20 protein-coding genes are annotated in these 17,079 nt (G+C 61.6%); 1 reads left to right on the top strand and 19 read right to left on the bottom strand.

The genetic code is table 11. The annotated features are described in order from the left end of the window. The first annotated feature begins 71 nt into the window (after positions 1 to 71). Positions 72 to 3,107 carry an N-6 DNA methylase gene (locus HPDFL43_RS17510; RefSeq protein WP_007198732.1) on the top strand — a complete coding sequence of 1,012 codons (3,036 nt, stop codon included), beginning with the start codon at positions 72 to 74 and terminating at the stop codon, positions 3,105 to 3,107. Between the two features lie 204 nt (positions 3,108 to 3,311). Here HPDFL43_RS17510 and HPDFL43_RS17505 read toward each other — a convergent pair whose 3' ends face one another. From HPDFL43_RS17505 to HPDFL43_RS17415, 19 genes are all read right to left on the bottom strand, one after another. After that, positions 3,312 to 3,992 (bottom strand): phage head morphogenesis protein, encoded by a 681-nt coding sequence (locus tag HPDFL43_RS17505; RefSeq protein ID WP_007198731.1) that lies wholly within the window; start codon positions 3,990 to 3,992, stop codon positions 3,312 to 3,314. 4 nt (positions 3,993 to 3,996) lie between these two features. Further along, entirely contained in the window at positions 3,997 to 5,595 is a 1,599-nt protein-coding gene (locus HPDFL43_RS17500) for a DUF935 domain-containing protein (RefSeq protein ID WP_007198730.1), read from the bottom strand. A gap of 2 nt (positions 5,596 to 5,597) precedes the next feature. Then, positions 5,598 to 6,980: a terminase large subunit domain-containing protein gene (locus tag HPDFL43_RS17495; RefSeq protein ID WP_007198729.1), complete on the bottom strand. Its 1,383-nt coding sequence runs from the start codon at positions 6,978 to 6,980 to the stop codon at positions 5,598 to 5,600. Continuing rightward, a complete protein-coding gene (locus tag HPDFL43_RS17490; protein ID WP_007198728.1) occupies positions 6,977 to 7,567 on the bottom strand; it encodes a phage protein Gp27 family protein in 591 nt (196 codons plus the stop codon). Before HPDFL43_RS17490 ends, HPDFL43_RS17495 begins: the two co-directional genes overlap by 4 nt. Position 7,568: 1 nt before the next feature. Then, complete coding sequence (locus HPDFL43_RS17485; protein ID WP_007198727.1) at positions 7,569 to 7,865, bottom strand: VpaChn25_0724 family phage protein; 297 nt, start codon at positions 7,863 to 7,865, stop codon at positions 7,569 to 7,571. A 1-nt stretch (position 7,866) separates the two neighbouring features. Next, positions 7,867 to 8,187, bottom strand: coding sequence for a DUF2730 family protein (locus tag HPDFL43_RS22135; protein ID WP_007198726.1), 321 nt, complete (start codon positions 8,185 to 8,187; stop codon positions 7,867 to 7,869). After that, entirely contained in the window at positions 8,184 to 8,720 is a 537-nt protein-coding gene (locus tag HPDFL43_RS17475; RefSeq protein ID WP_007198725.1) for a hypothetical protein, read from the bottom strand. Before HPDFL43_RS17475 ends, HPDFL43_RS22135 begins: the two co-directional genes overlap by 4 nt. After that, on the bottom strand, positions 8,717 to 9,676 hold the full coding sequence (locus HPDFL43_RS17470) for a peptidoglycan-binding protein (RefSeq protein ID WP_007198724.1): 960 nt from the start codon (positions 9,674 to 9,676) through the stop codon (positions 8,717 to 8,719). The genes HPDFL43_RS17475 and HPDFL43_RS17470 overlap by 4 nt, the downstream gene beginning before the upstream one ends. Before the next feature lie 79 nt (positions 9,677 to 9,755). After that, positions 9,756 to 10,121 carry a hypothetical protein gene (locus HPDFL43_RS17465; RefSeq protein WP_007198723.1) on the bottom strand — a complete coding sequence of 122 codons (366 nt, stop codon included), beginning with the start codon at positions 10,119 to 10,121 and terminating at the stop codon, positions 9,756 to 9,758. Further along, positions 10,118 to 10,732 (bottom strand): regulatory protein GemA, encoded by a 615-nt coding sequence (locus HPDFL43_RS17460; RefSeq protein WP_007198722.1) that lies wholly within the window; start codon positions 10,730 to 10,732, stop codon positions 10,118 to 10,120. Before HPDFL43_RS17460 ends, HPDFL43_RS17465 begins: the two co-directional genes overlap by 4 nt. Next, complete coding sequence (locus HPDFL43_RS17455) at positions 10,729 to 10,932, bottom strand: hypothetical protein (RefSeq protein WP_007198721.1); 204 nt, start codon at positions 10,930 to 10,932, stop codon at positions 10,729 to 10,731. Before HPDFL43_RS17455 ends, HPDFL43_RS17460 begins: the two co-directional genes overlap by 4 nt. 4 nt (positions 10,933 to 10,936) lie before the next feature. Then, positions 10,937 to 11,593 (bottom strand): DUF3164 family protein, encoded by a 657-nt coding sequence (locus HPDFL43_RS17450; RefSeq protein WP_040450447.1) that lies wholly within the window; start codon positions 11,591 to 11,593, stop codon positions 10,937 to 10,939. A 2-nt stretch (positions 11,594 to 11,595) separates the two neighbouring features. Then, on the bottom strand, positions 11,596 to 12,060 hold the full coding sequence (locus HPDFL43_RS17445) for a hypothetical protein (protein WP_007198719.1): 465 nt from the start codon (positions 12,058 to 12,060) through the stop codon (positions 11,596 to 11,598). After that, positions 12,057 to 12,380, bottom strand: a complete 324-nt coding sequence (locus tag HPDFL43_RS17440; RefSeq protein WP_007198718.1) for a hypothetical protein — start codon at positions 12,378 to 12,380, stop codon at positions 12,057 to 12,059. Before HPDFL43_RS17440 ends, HPDFL43_RS17445 begins: the two co-directional genes overlap by 4 nt. 1 nt (position 12,381) lies before the next feature. Next, the gene (locus tag HPDFL43_RS17435) at positions 12,382 to 13,443 is read right to left on the bottom strand and encodes an AAA family ATPase (RefSeq protein ID WP_007198717.1); all 1,062 of its coding nucleotides are present in this window, start codon (positions 13,441 to 13,443) and stop codon (positions 12,382 to 12,384) included. Between the two features lie 43 nt (positions 13,444 to 13,486). Further along, positions 13,487 to 15,430, bottom strand: a complete 1,944-nt coding sequence (locus HPDFL43_RS17430) for a transposase domain-containing protein (protein ID WP_007198715.1) — start codon at positions 15,428 to 15,430, stop codon at positions 13,487 to 13,489. After that, positions 15,427 to 15,894 (bottom strand): hypothetical protein, encoded by a 468-nt coding sequence (locus HPDFL43_RS17425; RefSeq protein WP_007198714.1) that lies wholly within the window; start codon positions 15,892 to 15,894, stop codon positions 15,427 to 15,429. The genes HPDFL43_RS17430 and HPDFL43_RS17425 overlap by 4 nt, the downstream gene beginning before the upstream one ends. Continuing rightward, positions 15,891 to 16,730 carry a ParB/RepB/Spo0J family partition protein gene (locus HPDFL43_RS17420; protein ID WP_007198713.1) on the bottom strand — a complete coding sequence of 280 codons (840 nt, stop codon included), beginning with the start codon at positions 16,728 to 16,730 and terminating at the stop codon, positions 15,891 to 15,893. The genes HPDFL43_RS17425 and HPDFL43_RS17420 overlap by 4 nt, the downstream gene beginning before the upstream one ends. After that, the gene (locus tag HPDFL43_RS17415) at positions 16,730 to 17,077 is read right to left on the bottom strand and encodes a hypothetical protein (RefSeq protein WP_007198712.1); all 348 of its coding nucleotides are present in this window, start codon (positions 17,075 to 17,077) and stop codon (positions 16,730 to 16,732) included. The genes HPDFL43_RS17420 and HPDFL43_RS17415 overlap by 1 nt, the downstream gene beginning before the upstream one ends. Positions 17,078 to 17,079 lie beyond the last annotated feature (2 nt).

Genomic DNA, 17,079 nt, shown 5'->3' with positions numbered 1-17,079 from the left:
ATAGGAATCCAGGGTGACATTATTGTTCTCCATGAAATCCGGAGACTTGCTGTCCAAGGGAGCAGGCATTGTTGGAAATTTTCGAAAGGATAGCAAAGCGAAACGATAAGCGGACTGAGTCTGAGATTCAAGCCGACGTCCGCCAGTTCATTTTGAGCGCGCCACTCAATCTGCACGAAGACGATGTCACAAATGTCTTGCTCGAATCGCAGACGGGAGACCGCAGGCGCATCGATGTCGAAGTCGGTTCGACGGTTATCGAAGTCAAGCGCGATCTTCGAAAGGGAAAGGTTAAACCGGACGCCGTCGAACAACTGGCCGGATACGTAGAACTACGGATGAACCAGACGGGCCTCCGCTACGTAGGGGTATTGACCGACGGTACTGAATGGCTGTGCTACGACCTCGTCGAAGGTAAGCTGCGTGAAGTATCGACAATAACGGTTGAGCCGACTGCGGTGGATATGGAGAAGTTCACTGTCTGGCTGGAAGGCGTACTTGCAACAGCGCAAAATATCGCCCCAACCGCCCGCAACATTGAGCTGAGGCTGGGTGCCGGGAGCAGCTCGTACCAACTAGACCGCGCCACCATGGCGTCGCTTTATGAGCAATTCAAGGACAGCCCTACTGTCCAAATGAAACGGACGCTTTGGTCGCGGCTGCTGACATCCGCTCTCGGTACCGCATTCGAGGACACGGACGACCTCTTCATCGAACACACGCTTCTTGTGAACACGGCCGAGATCATCGCTCATGCCGTCCTTGGCCTTCCCGTACAATCGCTGAACCCCGCCGCGCTGTTGGCTGGAGAGAAATTTGACGAAAGTGGCATTCATGGGGTGGTCGAGGCGGACTTCTTCGATTGGATCGTAGAGATCGACGGTGGCGACGTTTTTGTCAGGACACTCGCAAAGCGCCTCGCTCGTTTCGAGTGGAGCAAAGTCGAACAAGACGTATTAAAGGTGCTCTACGAGAGCGTCATCGGAACCGAAACAAGGCAACGCCTCGGCGAATATTACACACCTGATTGGCTCGCCGACATTGTCGTTCAGGAAACAGTGACCGAGCCCCTGAATTCCCGAGTGCTCGACGCGGCATGTGGCTCAGGAACCTTTCTCTTCCATGCAATCCGGAGATACATCGTTGCGGCCGAGGCAAAGGGTATGACTGTCGGACAATTAATTGATGGCGTTACGGAGCACGTCATTGGTATGGACCTCCATCCCGTTGCCGTCACGCTGGCCCGGGTTACCTATTTACTGGCTATAGGTAGGCATAGATTAATCGATCCCGACCGCGGAACGATTCACATACCCGTCTATCTCGGCGACAGTCTTCAATGGCAGGAGCAGAACACTGATCTGTGGACGGCCGGGAATCTGGTTATTCAGACGGACGACAAGAAGGACCTGTTCGGCAACAAGCTTTCCTTCCCGGACGCGCTTGTGGACGACGCGGCGAGATTCGACGAACTTGTGAACGAGATGGCCAAAAAGGCTGCGACACGAAAGCCGAAGTCGGCGGTGCCGTCAATGAACGCGGTTTTCCAGCGCCTTGCCATACCGGACAGGTTTAAGCCGACGATTGAGGCGACGTTTGAGACTATGTGTCAATTGCACGATGAAGGTCGTGACCACATCTGGGGCTACTATATCAGGAACCTTGCCCGGCCGCTCTGGCTGTCGCGCCCGAAAAACCGGGTCGATGTCCTAGTCGGGAATCCCCCTTGGCTCGCCTATCGGAAAATGACGTCGGACATGCAGACCTCGTTCCGCAACATGAGTGAGGATCGGGGACTGTGGGCCGGGGGAGAACTTTCGACCCATCAAGACTTGTCAGGACTGTTCGCTGTCAGGGCTTGCGAGCTCTATCTGAAAGTCAATGGCAGGTTCGGACTGGTGCTGCCGAATGCTGCGATCGATCGGGAGCACTACACGGGTTTCCGGAGCGGCTACTATGGAGACGGTTCCGGTAATGCCGCTATAGCATTCGAACCGTCATGGGACTTGCGACGCATCCGTCCGCATTTCTTTCCACGGGCAGCGTCTGTGGTGTTTGGAATGCGCGAAGAACACACTCGTGAGACAAGGCAAGGCGAAGGGACCTGGGCCGGACGCGAGATGCCAGTAAAGGCGGAAATCTGGAGCGGTGGTTTGTCCGAGCCGAACATGCCTTGGATGGAAGCCAGCAAGACCTTAAGCAGGGAGTCGGGTCAGGTCAAATATGTTGGCCAGCTGACGAAATCACCCTACCATCAGGCCTTCGCTCAGGGAGCCACTTTCACTCCAAGGATGGTCTTCGTGGTCGAGGAACAACCCGCAAGCTCGCTTGGGCTTCCAACGGGCAGAAAGGCCATAATCTCCTCAAGGAGCGTTCAGGAGAAGAAGCCTTGGAAAGATGTACCGAGCATAACAGGCGTCGTTGAGACGGAATTCCTTCGCCCCTTCTTCACCGGCGACAACGCCTATCCATTCCGCTTGGGCGACGCGCAGATGGCCGTGCTCCCCTGCCAAAAGAGCGGTATGCTAAATAAATCTCAATTCGATCTTCACCCAGGACTCAGCCAGTGGTGGGAACGCGCGGAGGCTATCTGGCTCGAAAAACGGTCTAGTGATCGGCTAACCCTTACGCAGCGGTTGGACTACCAATCTTCGCTTTCCAAACAGTTCCCGATCCCACAGCTTCGGCTAGTATATAATCGTGCTGGAATGCATCTGATGGCTGCCAAGGTAAAAAACAAGAGGGCTGTAATTGCCAATGGCTTGTACTGGGCTTCAATGGAAACTGAGGCGGAGGCGGACTATTTGTGCGCTGTCATGAATGCACCCGTCACGACCGAGTTGGTGCGACCGTTCATGTCCTACGGTAAGGACGAGAGGGATATTCACAAGCACGTGTGGGAGGTGCCTATCCCCAAATATGATCCGGCGATCGCGTTGCATAACCGCCTCTCCGAACTGGGAAAGCGCGCTGAAGAAATCGCCGCAGTGTTTCCTATCGACCCCAACCTGCATTTTGCGGCAACGCGGCGGCATATCCGTGCTCATCTTGAAGCTACCAGCGAGGGTCAGGAAATAGACGAGCTCGTATTTGAACTGCTTGGGTAGCGGCAACTTAAGACAGAATTAGATCTCACAACTCCCTTCTTCAGAGCTACTGATGAGAAAAATGGGTGCCGCAATGGCTCAGCCAACGCGCCTCTGGTGCACTTGGCAGATGCCTGTTGTCATCCCAATTTGGAGCAGCCATCATCACCCAGTTGGAGGCGGTTTGCCTATCCGGACAAGTTGCAAAAGCCCTAATTTAGGCCATCAAGCAGAATTGATATCCATTTCCCCCAAATTCACCGCAAAACCCGGATCAATCCCCTCCGGCACCTCCACCGGCTTCCGAACGCCATCCACCCCGCGTGCAAACCTGATCACAGTCTTGCGCGACGGCGCTTCCGGCGTAACGTTCAATCCATAGCGCTTAAGATCCCGGTCCGACAACTGCTGCACATGGCAACGGCAGTTGAAGCCGTTGGGCGGGAAATGTGTTTGCCACCAGGGGTCATCAGCTGAGAGGATGATCCCGTGCCAGGCCTTGTGCGCGTCGCGGACGCGGTGGTCGCCGGCGGTGATGTATCTAAGCCAGGGGCGGCGCGCTTTCAGCCGCTGGATCTGCCGCCAGCGTCCGGCTGCCATCGCCTGCGCCGTCATCACCCGGAAGGTCAGCGCCGAACGCCAGCCGACGGTATTATCTCCCGCCCATCCACGCGCGGTGGCGATCGCGTCGAAATCGTCGCGGAAAGTTTCAACCGTTGTACCCTCTTCAAGCGCGGTCAGCACCGCTTCGAGGATGTCGCGCACCATCGCCTCGCTCATCCCGGCAGAGCGATCACGCGCCGCCTTGTCCGCTTCCTGGAACAACTTCAGCCAGACGCCGTCGGGCAGCGCCAGGCGCTGGCGCAGGAAGTTGATCGCCTCGTTGAACTTGACGCTGTCCACCATGGTCTCAGTCCGGACCTGGTAGAGGCTCGATCTCGGCGCGGCCGGCCAGCTCGGCCAGCAGCATCGCCTGGCGCATCGCCGCTTCCAGATCGGCGAGATCGCCGCCGCTGGCCGTTTCCAGCAGGGTGCGCAGTTCGTCCAGGTTCTCCGCTTGGTCCGCGATCTCGCGGATCGTGGTCAGCAGCTGCGCCACCGCTGGCCGGGCCTCAGCCGCTGCGCTCTCGGCGATGGCGTCGAGCGGCAATCGCGCCGGCCTGGGTTCTTCGGCGTGGCGCGCCTCCTTGCGTTCCGGCTCAGGCGGCGTTGAGGTGTTTGAGTCACTGTGTTCGCCTGGTTCGTTGACGGTTGAAGGAACCGGAGCCGCCAGCAAATCATCATCCTCGGCCGGTGCGCCGATGCCGATGATGTCGCGCATCTGGTTTTGTCCGACGCGCAGCCCGAACGGCACCAGCGAGGTCACCGCGTCGACGGCGGTCTTGATGTCGGTCTCCTCGGCGCGGCCGATCTTCACCCGCGGGCAATCCTTCGCCTCGCCATGCTCCAGCATCATCCAGGGCCGGATCAGGTCCCGGTTGATGATCGCCGACAGCGTCTTGGCGTCGGCGCGCTCGATGTCCTCCTGCACCTGGCGGTGCTCGCGGCCGACTGCATGGCCGCCGGCGATGGCGTCGGTGGTCGCGGTCTGGCCAAGCGTGGCTTTGGAGACCTGCTGGTCGAGCCAGTCGGAGCGCTCCAGATAGTTGGAATGACCGGTGCCGAGATTCTTGGCCTCGACAAATTCGATCAGCATCGATTCGGGAATGATGGCGGCGCAGTCGCCGGCGATGTTGGCCACCGCCCGGTAGAGCGTATCGCGGTCCTTCTCGGTGGCGCCGGGGCCGTATTTGCCGATCCGGACCGGCTGGCCATAGGTCTGGGTGAAGATCGCCCAATCGCGCTGGGTAAACGCCTTGAACATCCAGGCCCAGGCGACAATGCGCGCCAGGCCCGAGCGCACCGGCAGGCCGGATTTGGCCCGCATCACCGCGCGCACAAACTTGAAGCCCGGCAGCTGCAACTCCTCGCCATGCTCGCCGATCAGATAGGGCGTGGTGGCGTCATTGCGATCAAACCGGAACCAGCGTGGGTCGCGCCATTCCAGCCGGTCCGGCCGCCATTGGCCTTCCGAGGTGTCCCAGATAATCTCGGTGAAGGAGTAGCCCTTGCCGACGGCGTCGAGCATGTCGAACAGCTCGTCGGCCAGTTCATCGCGCTTGAGCCATTCGCGCACCGCCTCGGCTTGCGCTTCGTGCTGCGCGTCTTCGCAGGCCGCCTCGACGGTGATCTCCAGCTGGCTGACCGAGCGCTTGCGGGTGCCAAGCACGCCGGCATAGTGCAGGTCGCGCTCCTCAACCGTTTCGGCCAGTTCGAGATAGCGCAGTGGATCGCCGGTGTCGGCCTCGCGCAGGATCGCCGCAAGCCGGACCGGATTGAGCCCGTCGCCGGGATAGCCGGTGAGCGGCGAACGCACGCCGGTGATCGTCGGTGCTGCGATCTCCTCGGTCAGCAGCCGCTTTTCGATCGGCCGGCCCCACTGGTCGGTCAGTCCCTTGAAATAGTCCATTCCTAGAAACCTCCTCTAACGCCTGCGCCCAAGGGCGGCGTCCACCAGCCGCGGCCAAAGTCCTCGTCCTCGCCTGGATCGTCGAAACGCCGGGCTTGTTGCGAGGGCGTGGCGGCAGTGACCGGCCGGTAGTCATAATCGGCCCGGCCTTCGGAGGCCGCATGAATGCCGAGAAACGCCGCCCAGGTCCGGTCGGCATGGTCGTCGTCGCGCTCGGCGACAAAACGCGGCGCGCCGGTGGCCGAGGCCACCTTGCGCAATTTGTGCAGATCCGCGCGCAGTTTTGCGTCGCCCATGGTGATGCGCACGCGCCGGTCCTCGAAAGCCTCCTTGCCGGCCGTCGCCATCACCAGCTTGTTGGGGCCGGTGAACAGCACGCCCTCGATGCGGCTGCCGTGACGGGTTTGCGCGTCTTCGACCACCTTCTCGCCCATGCCGGTCTGGTCGATGCAGGCGCGAACCACGCGGTAGCGCTCCATCACATCGTCAAAGGCCGCGTCCATTGAGGCAAAGGTCGCGCGTTTCTGCTCGATCCGCTCGCGCTCCCAGAGCACGTCGCCGACCAGTTCCCAAACCCAGATCACATGCAGATCGTTTCGCCGGCCGATGTCACGGCCGACATAGCAGGGGCCGCCCTGGTACAGATACGGATCGCCCGCGCGCTCGTCCTCGACCGAGGAGATCAGCTCGTAAGACAGCCAGGCCGAAGCCTCGTCGAGCCATTTGAGTTCATATTCCTGCGCCCAGGCGTCCTCGTCAGCCAGGCCCTCGCGCAGCTCCTCGATGTCGCGCGGCAACCCGTCGGCGACGGCTCGGTAGATGTCGACCTCATGCTTGGACCAGCGATCGCCCTCCGCCGTCATCAGCTCATAGAACTTGTTGCCCTTGCCATTCGGGGTCGAGGTGATCCGCAGTTTCCACCCGGCGGAGATAACCGGAAACAGCGCCTTCCAGATTGCGCCCGAATCCTTGTGAAAGGCGAATTCGTCGAGAAAGACATTGGCCGAGAACCCGCGCGCCGTGTCCGGATTGGCTGGCAGCGCTGTGATCTTCGAGCCATGCGGCAGATCCACCTCCATCGCCCGGTAGGAGCCTTCCTGGCCCTGCCAGTCATATTCATGCGCCTCGATGGCCAGATCATAGGCCTTGGCATGCAGCTTGACGCCTTCATTCATGGCCTCGCGCGCCTGGCGTTCGCCGCGCGACAGGATCACCCAGCGCTGCCGCCGGCTGGCGAGCGCTGCGGCGAAGCAATCGTCGACCACCTCAAGCGTGGTGGTGAAGGTCTTGCCGGTCTGGCGGGCGAACATGCCTATTTTGAAGCGCGCCGGATCGAGCATCCATTTGCGCTGGTAACTGTAAAGCGGAACCGCCGGCGTACTCATGATTCGAAAATTCCGTAGACGTCTTCGCGAATGCTCTTGAGCACCGCGGCACCATCGGGCCGGCTGTTCTCGGTGAGCGCGGTTTCCGCCGCGTCAAACACCTCATCCATTTTCTTCCGGGTTGCCGCGTCGTGTTTGGCCCGATTCTCGGCGCTTGAGCGCTGCGCATTGAGCAGCGCCCGCAGCGCGTGTGACATTTCCATGATCTCCTTGGGCTTGGCGTCCCGTGAGGCGATGAACTTGTAGATCGCCGTCATTAGCATCTGCACAAGAAGCAGTGTCAGCTCGTCTGTATCGCCGGGTCCGTATTCCCTGGCGAACGCGGCCGAGATGATCCGGAATTCGCTGGTGCCGGCAAACACAAGGCGTTTTTTCAGCGCGTAGCGGCCGAAGGCCGATTTGGAGACCGGGCCGTGGCCGATCACCGCCAGGCGGTCATTGAACTCGAACAGGATGTCGCTGTCGGTGCGTTTGCCTTCTTCCAGCGTCTTGATCGCCCATTGGATGTCGGCAGTCGCATCTTCCGGCAGAAGGTCGATCGACGAGAGCGCGTGCCTGCCACTGCCGCGCTGCCCCCTGCGACCCATCTCACGCCTCCGGCGACGGGCGGGCGACCCCATCGATCACCGAGCGCCGCTCGACATGGTCGATCCCGGCGCGGGTGATCGAGGCGATGCGCACGGTCCCGGCTTCGACGATCGTGACCGCGCCGAGTTCCTGCAGCTTGGCCATCTGGGTCCGTACCCATTCGCGCGAGCGCCGGTAGCCGAAACTGTCGAGCACCGAGGTCAGGATCGTGTCGTTGAGCCGGCCGTCGGTCTGGGCGGTCAGTTCGCGCAGGATCACCAGCCTGGCGTCCTCGGCCAGATGTTCCTCATAGCCCATCTCAGCTTCCTTCCTTCATCAGGAAATCCTCGACCCGTCGAACAGTCCTCGAAATGCCGTTGAGGCTTTCATCGAGCCGGCCGACCGTGCCGCGCAGTTCGGCCAGCGCCAGTTTGAGATCGTTGACATCGTCCTTGGCCGGCAGATGCTTGAGCTCGCCCTCGATCGCCTGAATCCGCAGCGCGTGATTGGCAAGCGTCGCATCGACGCTTTTGAGGTGCTCTGCATTGACCTTCGAGCGCGAGGTGATCCAGGCATAGATGAAGCCGCCGACCGAGATGGCGAGCGCGGCAAGCCCCAGCCATTCCTTGAGCTCGTTCACCACAGGCCACCCTTCCGGGCCTTCGCCGCTTCTGCGACGCTGCGGCCCAGCTCCTTGATCGTATGGCCGCCCATATAGAGGCCGATGAACCAGCTGGTTAGCGTCATCAGCACGGCCAGGTCGACCGGTTCGATCGGCTGCGCAGCGGCGCGGTTGATGACCGGCAGAACAATGATGCGCCAGATCCAGAAGGCGGCGAGCAGATACATCCAGCCCCAGCGCCATGCCGACTGCCAGAGGCCTTCCCTGGTCTCGGCCTGCAGCAGCGCGAACTGGCCTTCAAGCCCAGCCGCGTAGACGGCGATCAGCTCTGGCGCTTCGGCTTCGGCCTGTTTGATCGCGGTTTCGAGCCTTGGCCGGTCGAGAGCCGGTAGGTCGACAGGTTCCGCGCCGGCTTTCTCGGCAATGGTCTTGATCACCGTCTCGGCCAGCGCTCCGCCGGCAGAACCGATCTTGGGCTCCAGAATTCTCTTGATCAGCGGCGCACCCACTTCGGCGGCGATGCCGGCCAGGATGACCGCGAGCCCGCTCATGCCAGGCCTCCCCTGCGAAGCGTCCCTGACCCCTTCAGGGCAAGCCGCACTTCGTCGCGGTAGCGCCAGGCGAGATAGACCCCGCCAACCACGAGCAACGCCAGGCTGCCGTATAGCACCAGATCGCCATAGCCGGAGACGGCGGCGGCGTGATCGGCCGCGCCAGTTGCCGCGCCTGCTGCTGAACCGGAAGCCCCCTTGGCGGATTTCGCCTTGAGGTCGATCACCCGCTGGAGTTGGTCGAGCGTGGCGCGGCCCATCACCCCGTCATTGCTAAGCTGCGGGTGCGCCTCCTGAAACCGCCGGACGGCCGAGCGGACCCGCTTCATGTCCCCACGCGCTGCGTCTGCCAGATAGCCCAGCTTGATCAGCCAGTCGACGCCCTGTTTGAAATCATCCTCGCCCAGCCGCCAGGCGGGCATGGCAGCCGCGATCTCCTTTGGCGAGGATGTCCGCGGCGCCTTCACCCAGACCGGCCAGCGGTTGAACTCCATGATGGCGGAGGCTTCTGCGCGGCGGCGCACCAGTCCCGGCAGGCGGCGGCCCTTGGCGGTGGTGGCGGTCACTTTCAATCGGCGTGCTGCGTCCTTGATGTCGCCGCGCACAAGCGCCTTGAACCAGGTCCATTTGGCAGCCCCCAGCCCGCAATTGAACAGCATGTCGATCGCCGCCGCCTTGGCATGCGCTGAGGCCTTGGGCGCGTGCTTTTTCACCGGCTGGGAGTATTCCGCGTCAATGATCGCCTTGAGCAGGAAGAAGGCATCGGCTTGCGCGATCGTGTCGCCCAGGCGCAATTGGCGCCCATGCCGTTTGAGCCACCAGTCCTTGAAGACCTTCGAGCCCCAGGTGAAACCGAAGCCGATGGTGATGGCGTTCGCCGGGCAGCGATAGGCCCGCAAGACCTTGCCCTCATGCTGGCCGGTGAACACAATCAGGTTGGGATGATAGTCGGGCATTGCCTTGCTCCGGGGTCACAATCTGTGTCCGGACAATGCAATGGCCAAGCCGGGAAAACCCGATGAAACGGCGTTCACATCAGCGCTCGTCGGCGTCGAACAGGCTTAGTTGAAGATGATCCTGCCGGCCGATAACACGGCGCACGGAAACATGACTGACGCGCATCCTTCTGGCAATCTCGAAGCGGCCAAGGCCGCGCGAGGCGAGCACCCGCATCATCCAGCTCTTGGCCACCGGCACATAGAAATTGCCAGGTCCCCCGAGCGCGTCCGACAGCCTGACCACCCGCTCGCGCCCGAAGCGCTTGACCAGCGGATTGCGCGCGCCGGGATTGCCCGCCAGATAGATCGGCGCGCCGCCATAGTCGTAGAGAAAATCGAAAGCGTCATCCTGGCCGAGGATCTCGACGATGGCCGCAATCTGCGCCGGCGGGCGGATACTCATCTGAGCTGCGCCCGAATGCGCGCGCCGAGCGCGTTCATCGCCCTGTGCCAATCCCGCTCCGAATTGAACTGATTGGGTGCGCCGATCCCGCCAGCTTCACACACCGTCGGCCAGAAATCGCGCGCGCCATGTTCCGGATCGAGGATCAGGCATTGTGCCATGGCGATCCGGCAGCCGTTGCTTGGCTCCCAGTCCTTCCATGCCCGCCAGTCGACGCCGCCATCGCGGGATAGCCATGCCTTCAGCGCCTCGATCGCCTTCGAGGCGTCGTCGGAATAGTGCAGGAACCTGGTATGATCGATGCCGGTCTGGCGTTTGACGAAGGCGAGCAGTGCCGCGTCGTCCCGGTTGCGGATCAGGCCGAGATTGTATCCGGCGATCCACAGCGCTTGCAGCTTGGGTGCATACTTGCCGTCAAGCCGCCGCCTCGACTCCGTCGATGCTGGTTTGAAACCCAGCCGCTTGAGTTCATCAATCAGTGCCTGATGCTGATCCGGCCCCATGGCGCGCAGGCTGCGTTCGCCGGTCAGCCGCTCATAGAGATCGCGGGCATCATCCTCGGCGATGCCCAGCTGCTTCAGGCCAATGTGGATGGTGGCAAGGGCGGTCACTGTCTGGTCTCCAGTCTCAACGCCTCGGTGGTCAGCCGCCTCAATTCCGCCTGCAGTTCGACGCGCCGCCAGGCGTTGGGCTTGAGGGTCTGGATGCGCCGGGCAAGTTCCCGGCGGCGTGCTTGTATGTCGGAGGCCGCGCGCCACCTGAATAGATCGATGATCCCGGTTGAGGCATGTTTGGGCGCGGTCTTGCGCATGGGCTTACGCCTTCGCCAGATCGATGGTGACCGCCTGCCAGGGATCGGTAACGCGCTTGCGTTCGTAGAAGCGCACGTATTCCTTCGAGCCGGTCACCCGCATGGCGTCGCGGATCGCTTCCATGGCGCGAAGCCAGCGCTCGTCCTCGATCTCAAGCCTGAGCAGCATGAAGATCTCCGAGCGGTTGATCTGGCCTTGCTTGTCGGTGTTGAAGGCGCGGGTTACGATTGCGCGGATCTCGGGACGCGAGTCAGCGGACCATTCATTCAGGCACTCGTCGATCAGGGTCTTGGCGACCTGCAACTGCGGGCCGAAATCGACAAAGTCGGCCACAGCGACCGAGACCTTCATCAGCCCGTCAAAACTCTGGTAGGTGCGGTTGCCCTTCTTGCCGCCCTTCCTGGTGCCGTACTCCTGTTCGAGAAGTGCATCGAACTCGCCGAGATCGGTCATGGTGTGACCCCGGAACCGCGCGATCCGGGCCGAGAGATCGCGGGCAAACCCAATGATCTTGCGCACTGTCTCGTCTTCGAGCTTGTCCGCCGCCTTGACCATTTCGAGCGGTACCAGCGCGCCCTTGGCGTCGGCCATGTAGGGCTTACCGTTTACCTGGGTGATGCCCTCATCGGGGCGTTCTTCGAGAATGACGGCCGTGTTCATGGTCATGTCCTTTGTTTGGGCGTTGTGATGTCGGCGACAGCAAAGGCCGCCTTTTCGAGTGCTTTGCGGGCTTGGTTTTCCTCGCTGGAAAAGCGGTTGGCCTCCAGATGCCGCCGGGCTTTGACAAGCGCCTCAAGTGCTGCGGCGAGTTTCGGGTCTCCGCCTGTCATCAGCGGAACGTGAACGATCCCGGGCTTGGCGGTGGCCTGCACAGGCGGCTCCGCCTCGGCCAGAATCATCGCGGCCATGCGCCGGTTGGCGTCTTCAAGCTGCTGGTCGAGGATCAGAACCGCCGCCGCCAGCTCGCGGATCTGGTCGACGGTCAGGTCGAGCGCGGCATGGCGGCTGCCCACCAGGATCCGGGCGGCCTCGACATGGGTGAGCACGGCTTTCTCCGGCGTGTCTGCCTTGAGCGACCTGGCGACATTGGCGTTCATGCCGCTCTCTCCGCGCACCGAAACCGTCATCGCCGTTTCCCCTTGCTGAAATCCGGATAGACAACAGGCGCTCCCTGGGCGCTGTCGAGAACGCCGCCCTGCAGGACTTCCAGGCAGAGATCATCGAGAACACCGGCTGCGCCGCTTGCCTGTTCGACAACGCGGAAGGTGCCGAGTTCGTGTTCAAGACTGGCAATCTGCCGCTTGATCAGGTCGAGCCGCCTGAGGAGAATGCCCGCCTTGTCACCGGGCAGATGAAGACCGTCTTCGCCAAGGTTCTGTGCGATAAGTTCGGCGATCAGGCCAACCTCGCGGCTGACCGGCGATGTTTTTGAGAGCGCCGTGGGCATCTCACATCCCCTCCACATCGCGGTTGGACCAGGCGGCGCGGACAGCCGCCGCATCGACGGGCTTGCCATTGGCTGCAGCCGTCATGGAGGCAAGCTTCAATGTCTTGTCGATCTGGCCGAGCGCGCCGTCCTTCATGCCGATGCCGGTCAGCACCTTGCGGGTATCCGGGTCGGTGATGGCCCAGGCGTCAAGCAGCGCATTGATGTCCTCGGCGCGCGGCTTCGCCAGACGCACCCTTTTGCCGATCCGGCGCTTGATCTGGGCATAGGACGGTCCGTCGGTGTGCCGTGAAAACCGCGAGTAGATTTCCTCGTTGCCGACCAGCGCCACGCCGCAGGAATAGATATCGACAAAGTGCCTGAGCTGATCGACCGCGCTGTCGACCAGGTTTTGCGCCTCATCGACAATCAGCAGCGATCCGCCGCCTGTGTTGAGAAGCCTGCGCCCGACCGCGCGAACCAGCTTGGCCGGATTGTGCTGGGTGACATCAAGCGCAGTTGCCAGTTCGACCAGCATCCCGTGCACGGTCTTGGTGTGCGGGCTCATGGTGACCATGAACACATTGGGCCGGGTGATCGAAAATTGCCTGCAGGCGACCGTCTTGCCGGTTCCCGCCGCCGCCGTGATGGTGACGAAATCAGGCATCATCTGTGCGAACACCAGCGTGTCGGTGATTTCACCCGCCGTGCGTGTGCGGATGAAGCCGGGGCTGGCCGGAACAGTCGCAGAAACTCCCGCCATCTCCTCAACGGCGGCGATCCAGCGTTCGACCTTCTCGTTCTGCGTGTCGAGCCGGCCGTCATACTTGCCGGAAAACCATTGGCTGAAAGTGGCTGTCGGCATGTCGATGCGGCCTGCCACATCCGACTTGCTCCAGCCGTTCATCTCGCCAATCCGGGCAACCTGGGTCACCAGGATGTTCCAGATCTTCAGATCCGCTTCGGAGCGGCCTGGCCGGATCCCGGAAATGTCGGGCTGGATGGTCGGGAGCGCCCAGCCACTGTTCGGGCTGTTCGAATATGCTCCGCTTTGTGTCGGGCTTGTGGCTGCTGTGTCGTTCATCTAGGTCTGTCCTTGCTTCGTTTCTCGGGTCCGCACACAGCACTTAGCGGACCGGTTTTTCTCCTTTGGCGGGAAATTCGACGACGTTTTCCTCAAGCATCCGCATGGCGCGCGAGAACGCTTGCTCCGACTGCTCGTCCCATTCGGTTTGGGCCTGCGGTTCCGCCCGCAAAGCGCCAACCGCGATGCGTTTGAATTTCGGCGGTTCAGGCATGGTGGCGGGAGCGGCCTTGCCCGCTCCATAAATCTCGGCCAGCGCATCGGGTGACAGTTCGGCATGAAGCCGCGCGCTTTCGCGGATCGCCCTGGTCAGTTGATTGCGCTTTGCCGCGTGTTCGCGTGCAGCACTCGTGTCAAAGAAGCCGGTGTCGGCGATGCACTCGGCAATACAGATCAGATTGTCCATGGCGTCATAGACCCGGATGGGCCGCGTCAGATGATCCGGATCGAAGCGGATGGTGACGTGGTCTCCGGCATGGGCGTTGAGCGCCGCGTTCCAGTAGCGGTTGCCGAAGATCTCGATCTCGCCGGATCCCTTCTTGGTCCGGATGCGCTCGCCCGCCAGAAGCCAGAGCGCGCGCTGGTTTTCGGTAGGCCAGCGAATGAGTGTTGCCGGATCCTCAAGCGATGCGGAGAAGGTCTCGTCAAACGACCTGCCCTTGGCGGTGCCGGCCTTGCGTCCGGGCCGCGCATTGTGCTCGGCAATCATCCGGGCGACATGCGGTGTGAATTCATCGAGTGGTATGGCGCGCGAGGCATAGTTCTCGGGCTTGGCGTCCGGCGTGTTGCCTGTATAGGCGCCGGCGCAGAACGGGTGTTTGGCGATGTCCTCGGCCAGATCCCGGAAGGCCCGTTCGATCGGTTTGGATTGGCCGGAATAGGGCATTGCCCAGATGATCTCGACGCCGAGGGTGGTGAACAGGCCCAGAGGGTCTTCGTCCCGGATCTTGAACCGGTAGCGGTTTGGTGAGCCCCCGGAAATCCACTTGGAGGCGAAGGCCCTGCCATTGTCGAGCAGGCACTTGTCGGGAATGCCGTGATTGGTGACCATGTCGCCGATGACCAGGCGAATGGTGTCCTTGTTTTCCGTCGGCGCCAGACGCCAGGCCACGATCTTGCCCGAGTAGAGATCCTGCAACGCAAGCAGGATGACGCGCGTTGGCAGTTTCTTGCCGGGCAGCATCACGAACACATCAATCTTGTGGCCGTCCATATTGACCGCTTCCATGGCGTGCAGCATCGAACGGTCGCGGCGCTGGGCCGGGTAGAGGTTTTTGACCTGGTCGCGCTTCTGCCTTGCGGCGGTCTGAACCGGTTTCGGCACCTCTGCTTCGAGCCTGCGCCGAAGTGCGCGCTCGGCCGGGATCGGGGACCAGCCCTGTTCCTTCGCAGCCGCCTTCATCCGCCGGTAGCAGGCCGAAAAAGCCGGACGTTCGGGCCGCAGGAAATCGCTCTTGAGCGCCGCCCAGGCGTTTGGATCGCATTCGGCAAAGCTTGAGGTGGATTGATACTGGTCCGCGAGCGCGGCGAGCCAGTCCTGCCGTTCATGACCGGCAATGCGCCCGCGCCAGTTCCGCACCGCGCGCGGGCTGACATGATGGGTCTGAGCCGCCATGGCGACCGCCGCCGTTTCGCTCAGCCCTCCGGTGATCAGAAGCGCCACGTCGGCCACGATTTTCAAACGCGCTTCGCAGGCAGCTTTACGGTCTTTCGAGAGGCATTCATATCTTGCCCAGAGTTTTGATCGGGCGTCGGCAAGCTTGTTCCGGTTGGCATTGGCTGGCGCGCCATGGATCACCATCAAACGCGCCTGGGCTGCCTGCGGAAACAGCGAGACATGGTACTCCCAGCCGCCGCCGCGGCCGGCCCGCTTGCGGGCTTTCTGGTCCTGGTGCCGCCAATGCGATTTCCGGGCCATCTGGTTGATCGCCCGCTCGCTGACACCGGCGGCATCGGCGATTTCCTTCGGCGTGAAGAACTGCCTCACGAGAGCCGCCTCCAGTCTTTGGGTTTGACCGGCCGGGCGCGCAGTTTTCTCAGCTCCGCATTGATCGCGCGCCGGTCCTGGTCAAGCCGGGCGATCTCGGCAAGCTTTGCTTCCGAGCCCTCAAGCACGGTCATTCCCGCTTTGGAGACGACGAGATCGAACAGCCATTTGGCGCCTGTCGCATGAACGAAGGCCGAGAACCTGAGCAAGCTGATGTCGTGGCTGTCCTTGCTCTCGGCCGTATAGGCGTCGAGCGTGGTTTTCGACAGGTTCGGCAGGCCGAGATATTGCGCCATGCGAAGCGCAATTGTCTGCCGGTCATAGCCACTCTCGCGGATGGCGCGCGACATCGCCCGTTTGATTTCCGAGCGGAAGCGGTCGAGATCAACGGAACCGGCTTCGATCCGCTCGGGATAGACACGGGTCTCGAACAGGCCCAGCTGGTCGGGATGGTGGTCACTCATGATTGACCGCCTTTTGCTGTGGCCGCGAGACCGGCATGGGCCAGAAATTTCTTGCGGGTGGCGGGCTTCGCGCGCTCCCAGGCGTCGATCAGCCGCGACAGGATCTGCAATTCCGGGTCCGGCTTCTTTGCCGGTGGCTCAAGCAGATCGATTGCCGCCTTGAAATCGCCCTTGGTCTCACGGATCGCTATGTGGGCCTTGGCCCGTTTAGAGGGCTCTAATTTCGCGAGCTTGAGAAGCTGGCTCTGGTGGTTTGCGATCCGAGTGCCGGCGATCTCCTGACGCAGTTCACGTGGTAAATTCTGGGCGATAGTGTTCAGAAGATAAATGGCCCGGCGCGACATCCCGAGACGGTCAGCACATACCTCCGAAAATCCGTTCGCGGTCCCTTGCGCGATTAGATCGACGGGCGAGTTTCCCAATTGTGCAAACTTTGCACTATTGGAGAGTTGTGGGTTCCCGCGCTTTATCTCGCCGCGGGTTTTCTGCCAAATATCGCGATAGGTCTGCACGAACACCGCGCGGTCCATGACCGAGAGATCGTTGCGAAACAGGTTCTCAGCGATTTCCAGCAGCACTGCCTCATTTGCGTCTGCCTTGACCACGATGGCATCGACCTTGTCCCTCTTCAAAAGCTCGATGCCGCGCAGCCGGTGCGCGCCCGCCACAAGTGTGTAGGTGCGTGCGCCATTGGGTGTCTGCCGGATCGTCACCGGGTTCATAAGCCCATGTTCGGCAATCGACTTGCTGATTGCCAATGCATGGTCCTCGTCGACCGCACGAAGCCGGTCAGGCACGAGAATGTTTTCAAGAGGAATGGACTTGGAGATCGCCATCACGCGACCCCCCGCACCTTGTCGTCGAACATGGCGACGGCGCGATCTGCGATGATCCGGTATTGGACCTCGAACTCAGGCTCATCTATGCGGGCATCAACGACTACCAGGGCGCTGTTGACGGCGGTCCGCTTCCGGGCGAACAGTGCACCAGCGCGCTTTTTGACCAGGCCGAACCGTGACACCATTACATGAAGTGCGATCTGTCGGGCAAGTGTGGCATCGAACTGTCCGCGTGGCGGATCGATGATGTTGGCGACGGGAATATGCGGGAAGGCTTGTTTGACCGAGGCCACGCAGACCCGGAAGGTCAGGTCGTAGAGGTCGTCTTCACTGAAACGGTTCATGA

The sequence above is a fragment of the Hoeflea phototrophica DFL-43 genome, assembly GCF_000154705.2.
In the GTDB taxonomy this organism is placed as follows: Bacteria; Pseudomonadota; Alphaproteobacteria; order Rhizobiales; family Rhizobiaceae; genus Hoeflea; species Hoeflea phototrophica.
Note: the sequence above shows the minus strand (reverse complement) of the source record. Positions and strands in the feature narration are given on the sequence as shown.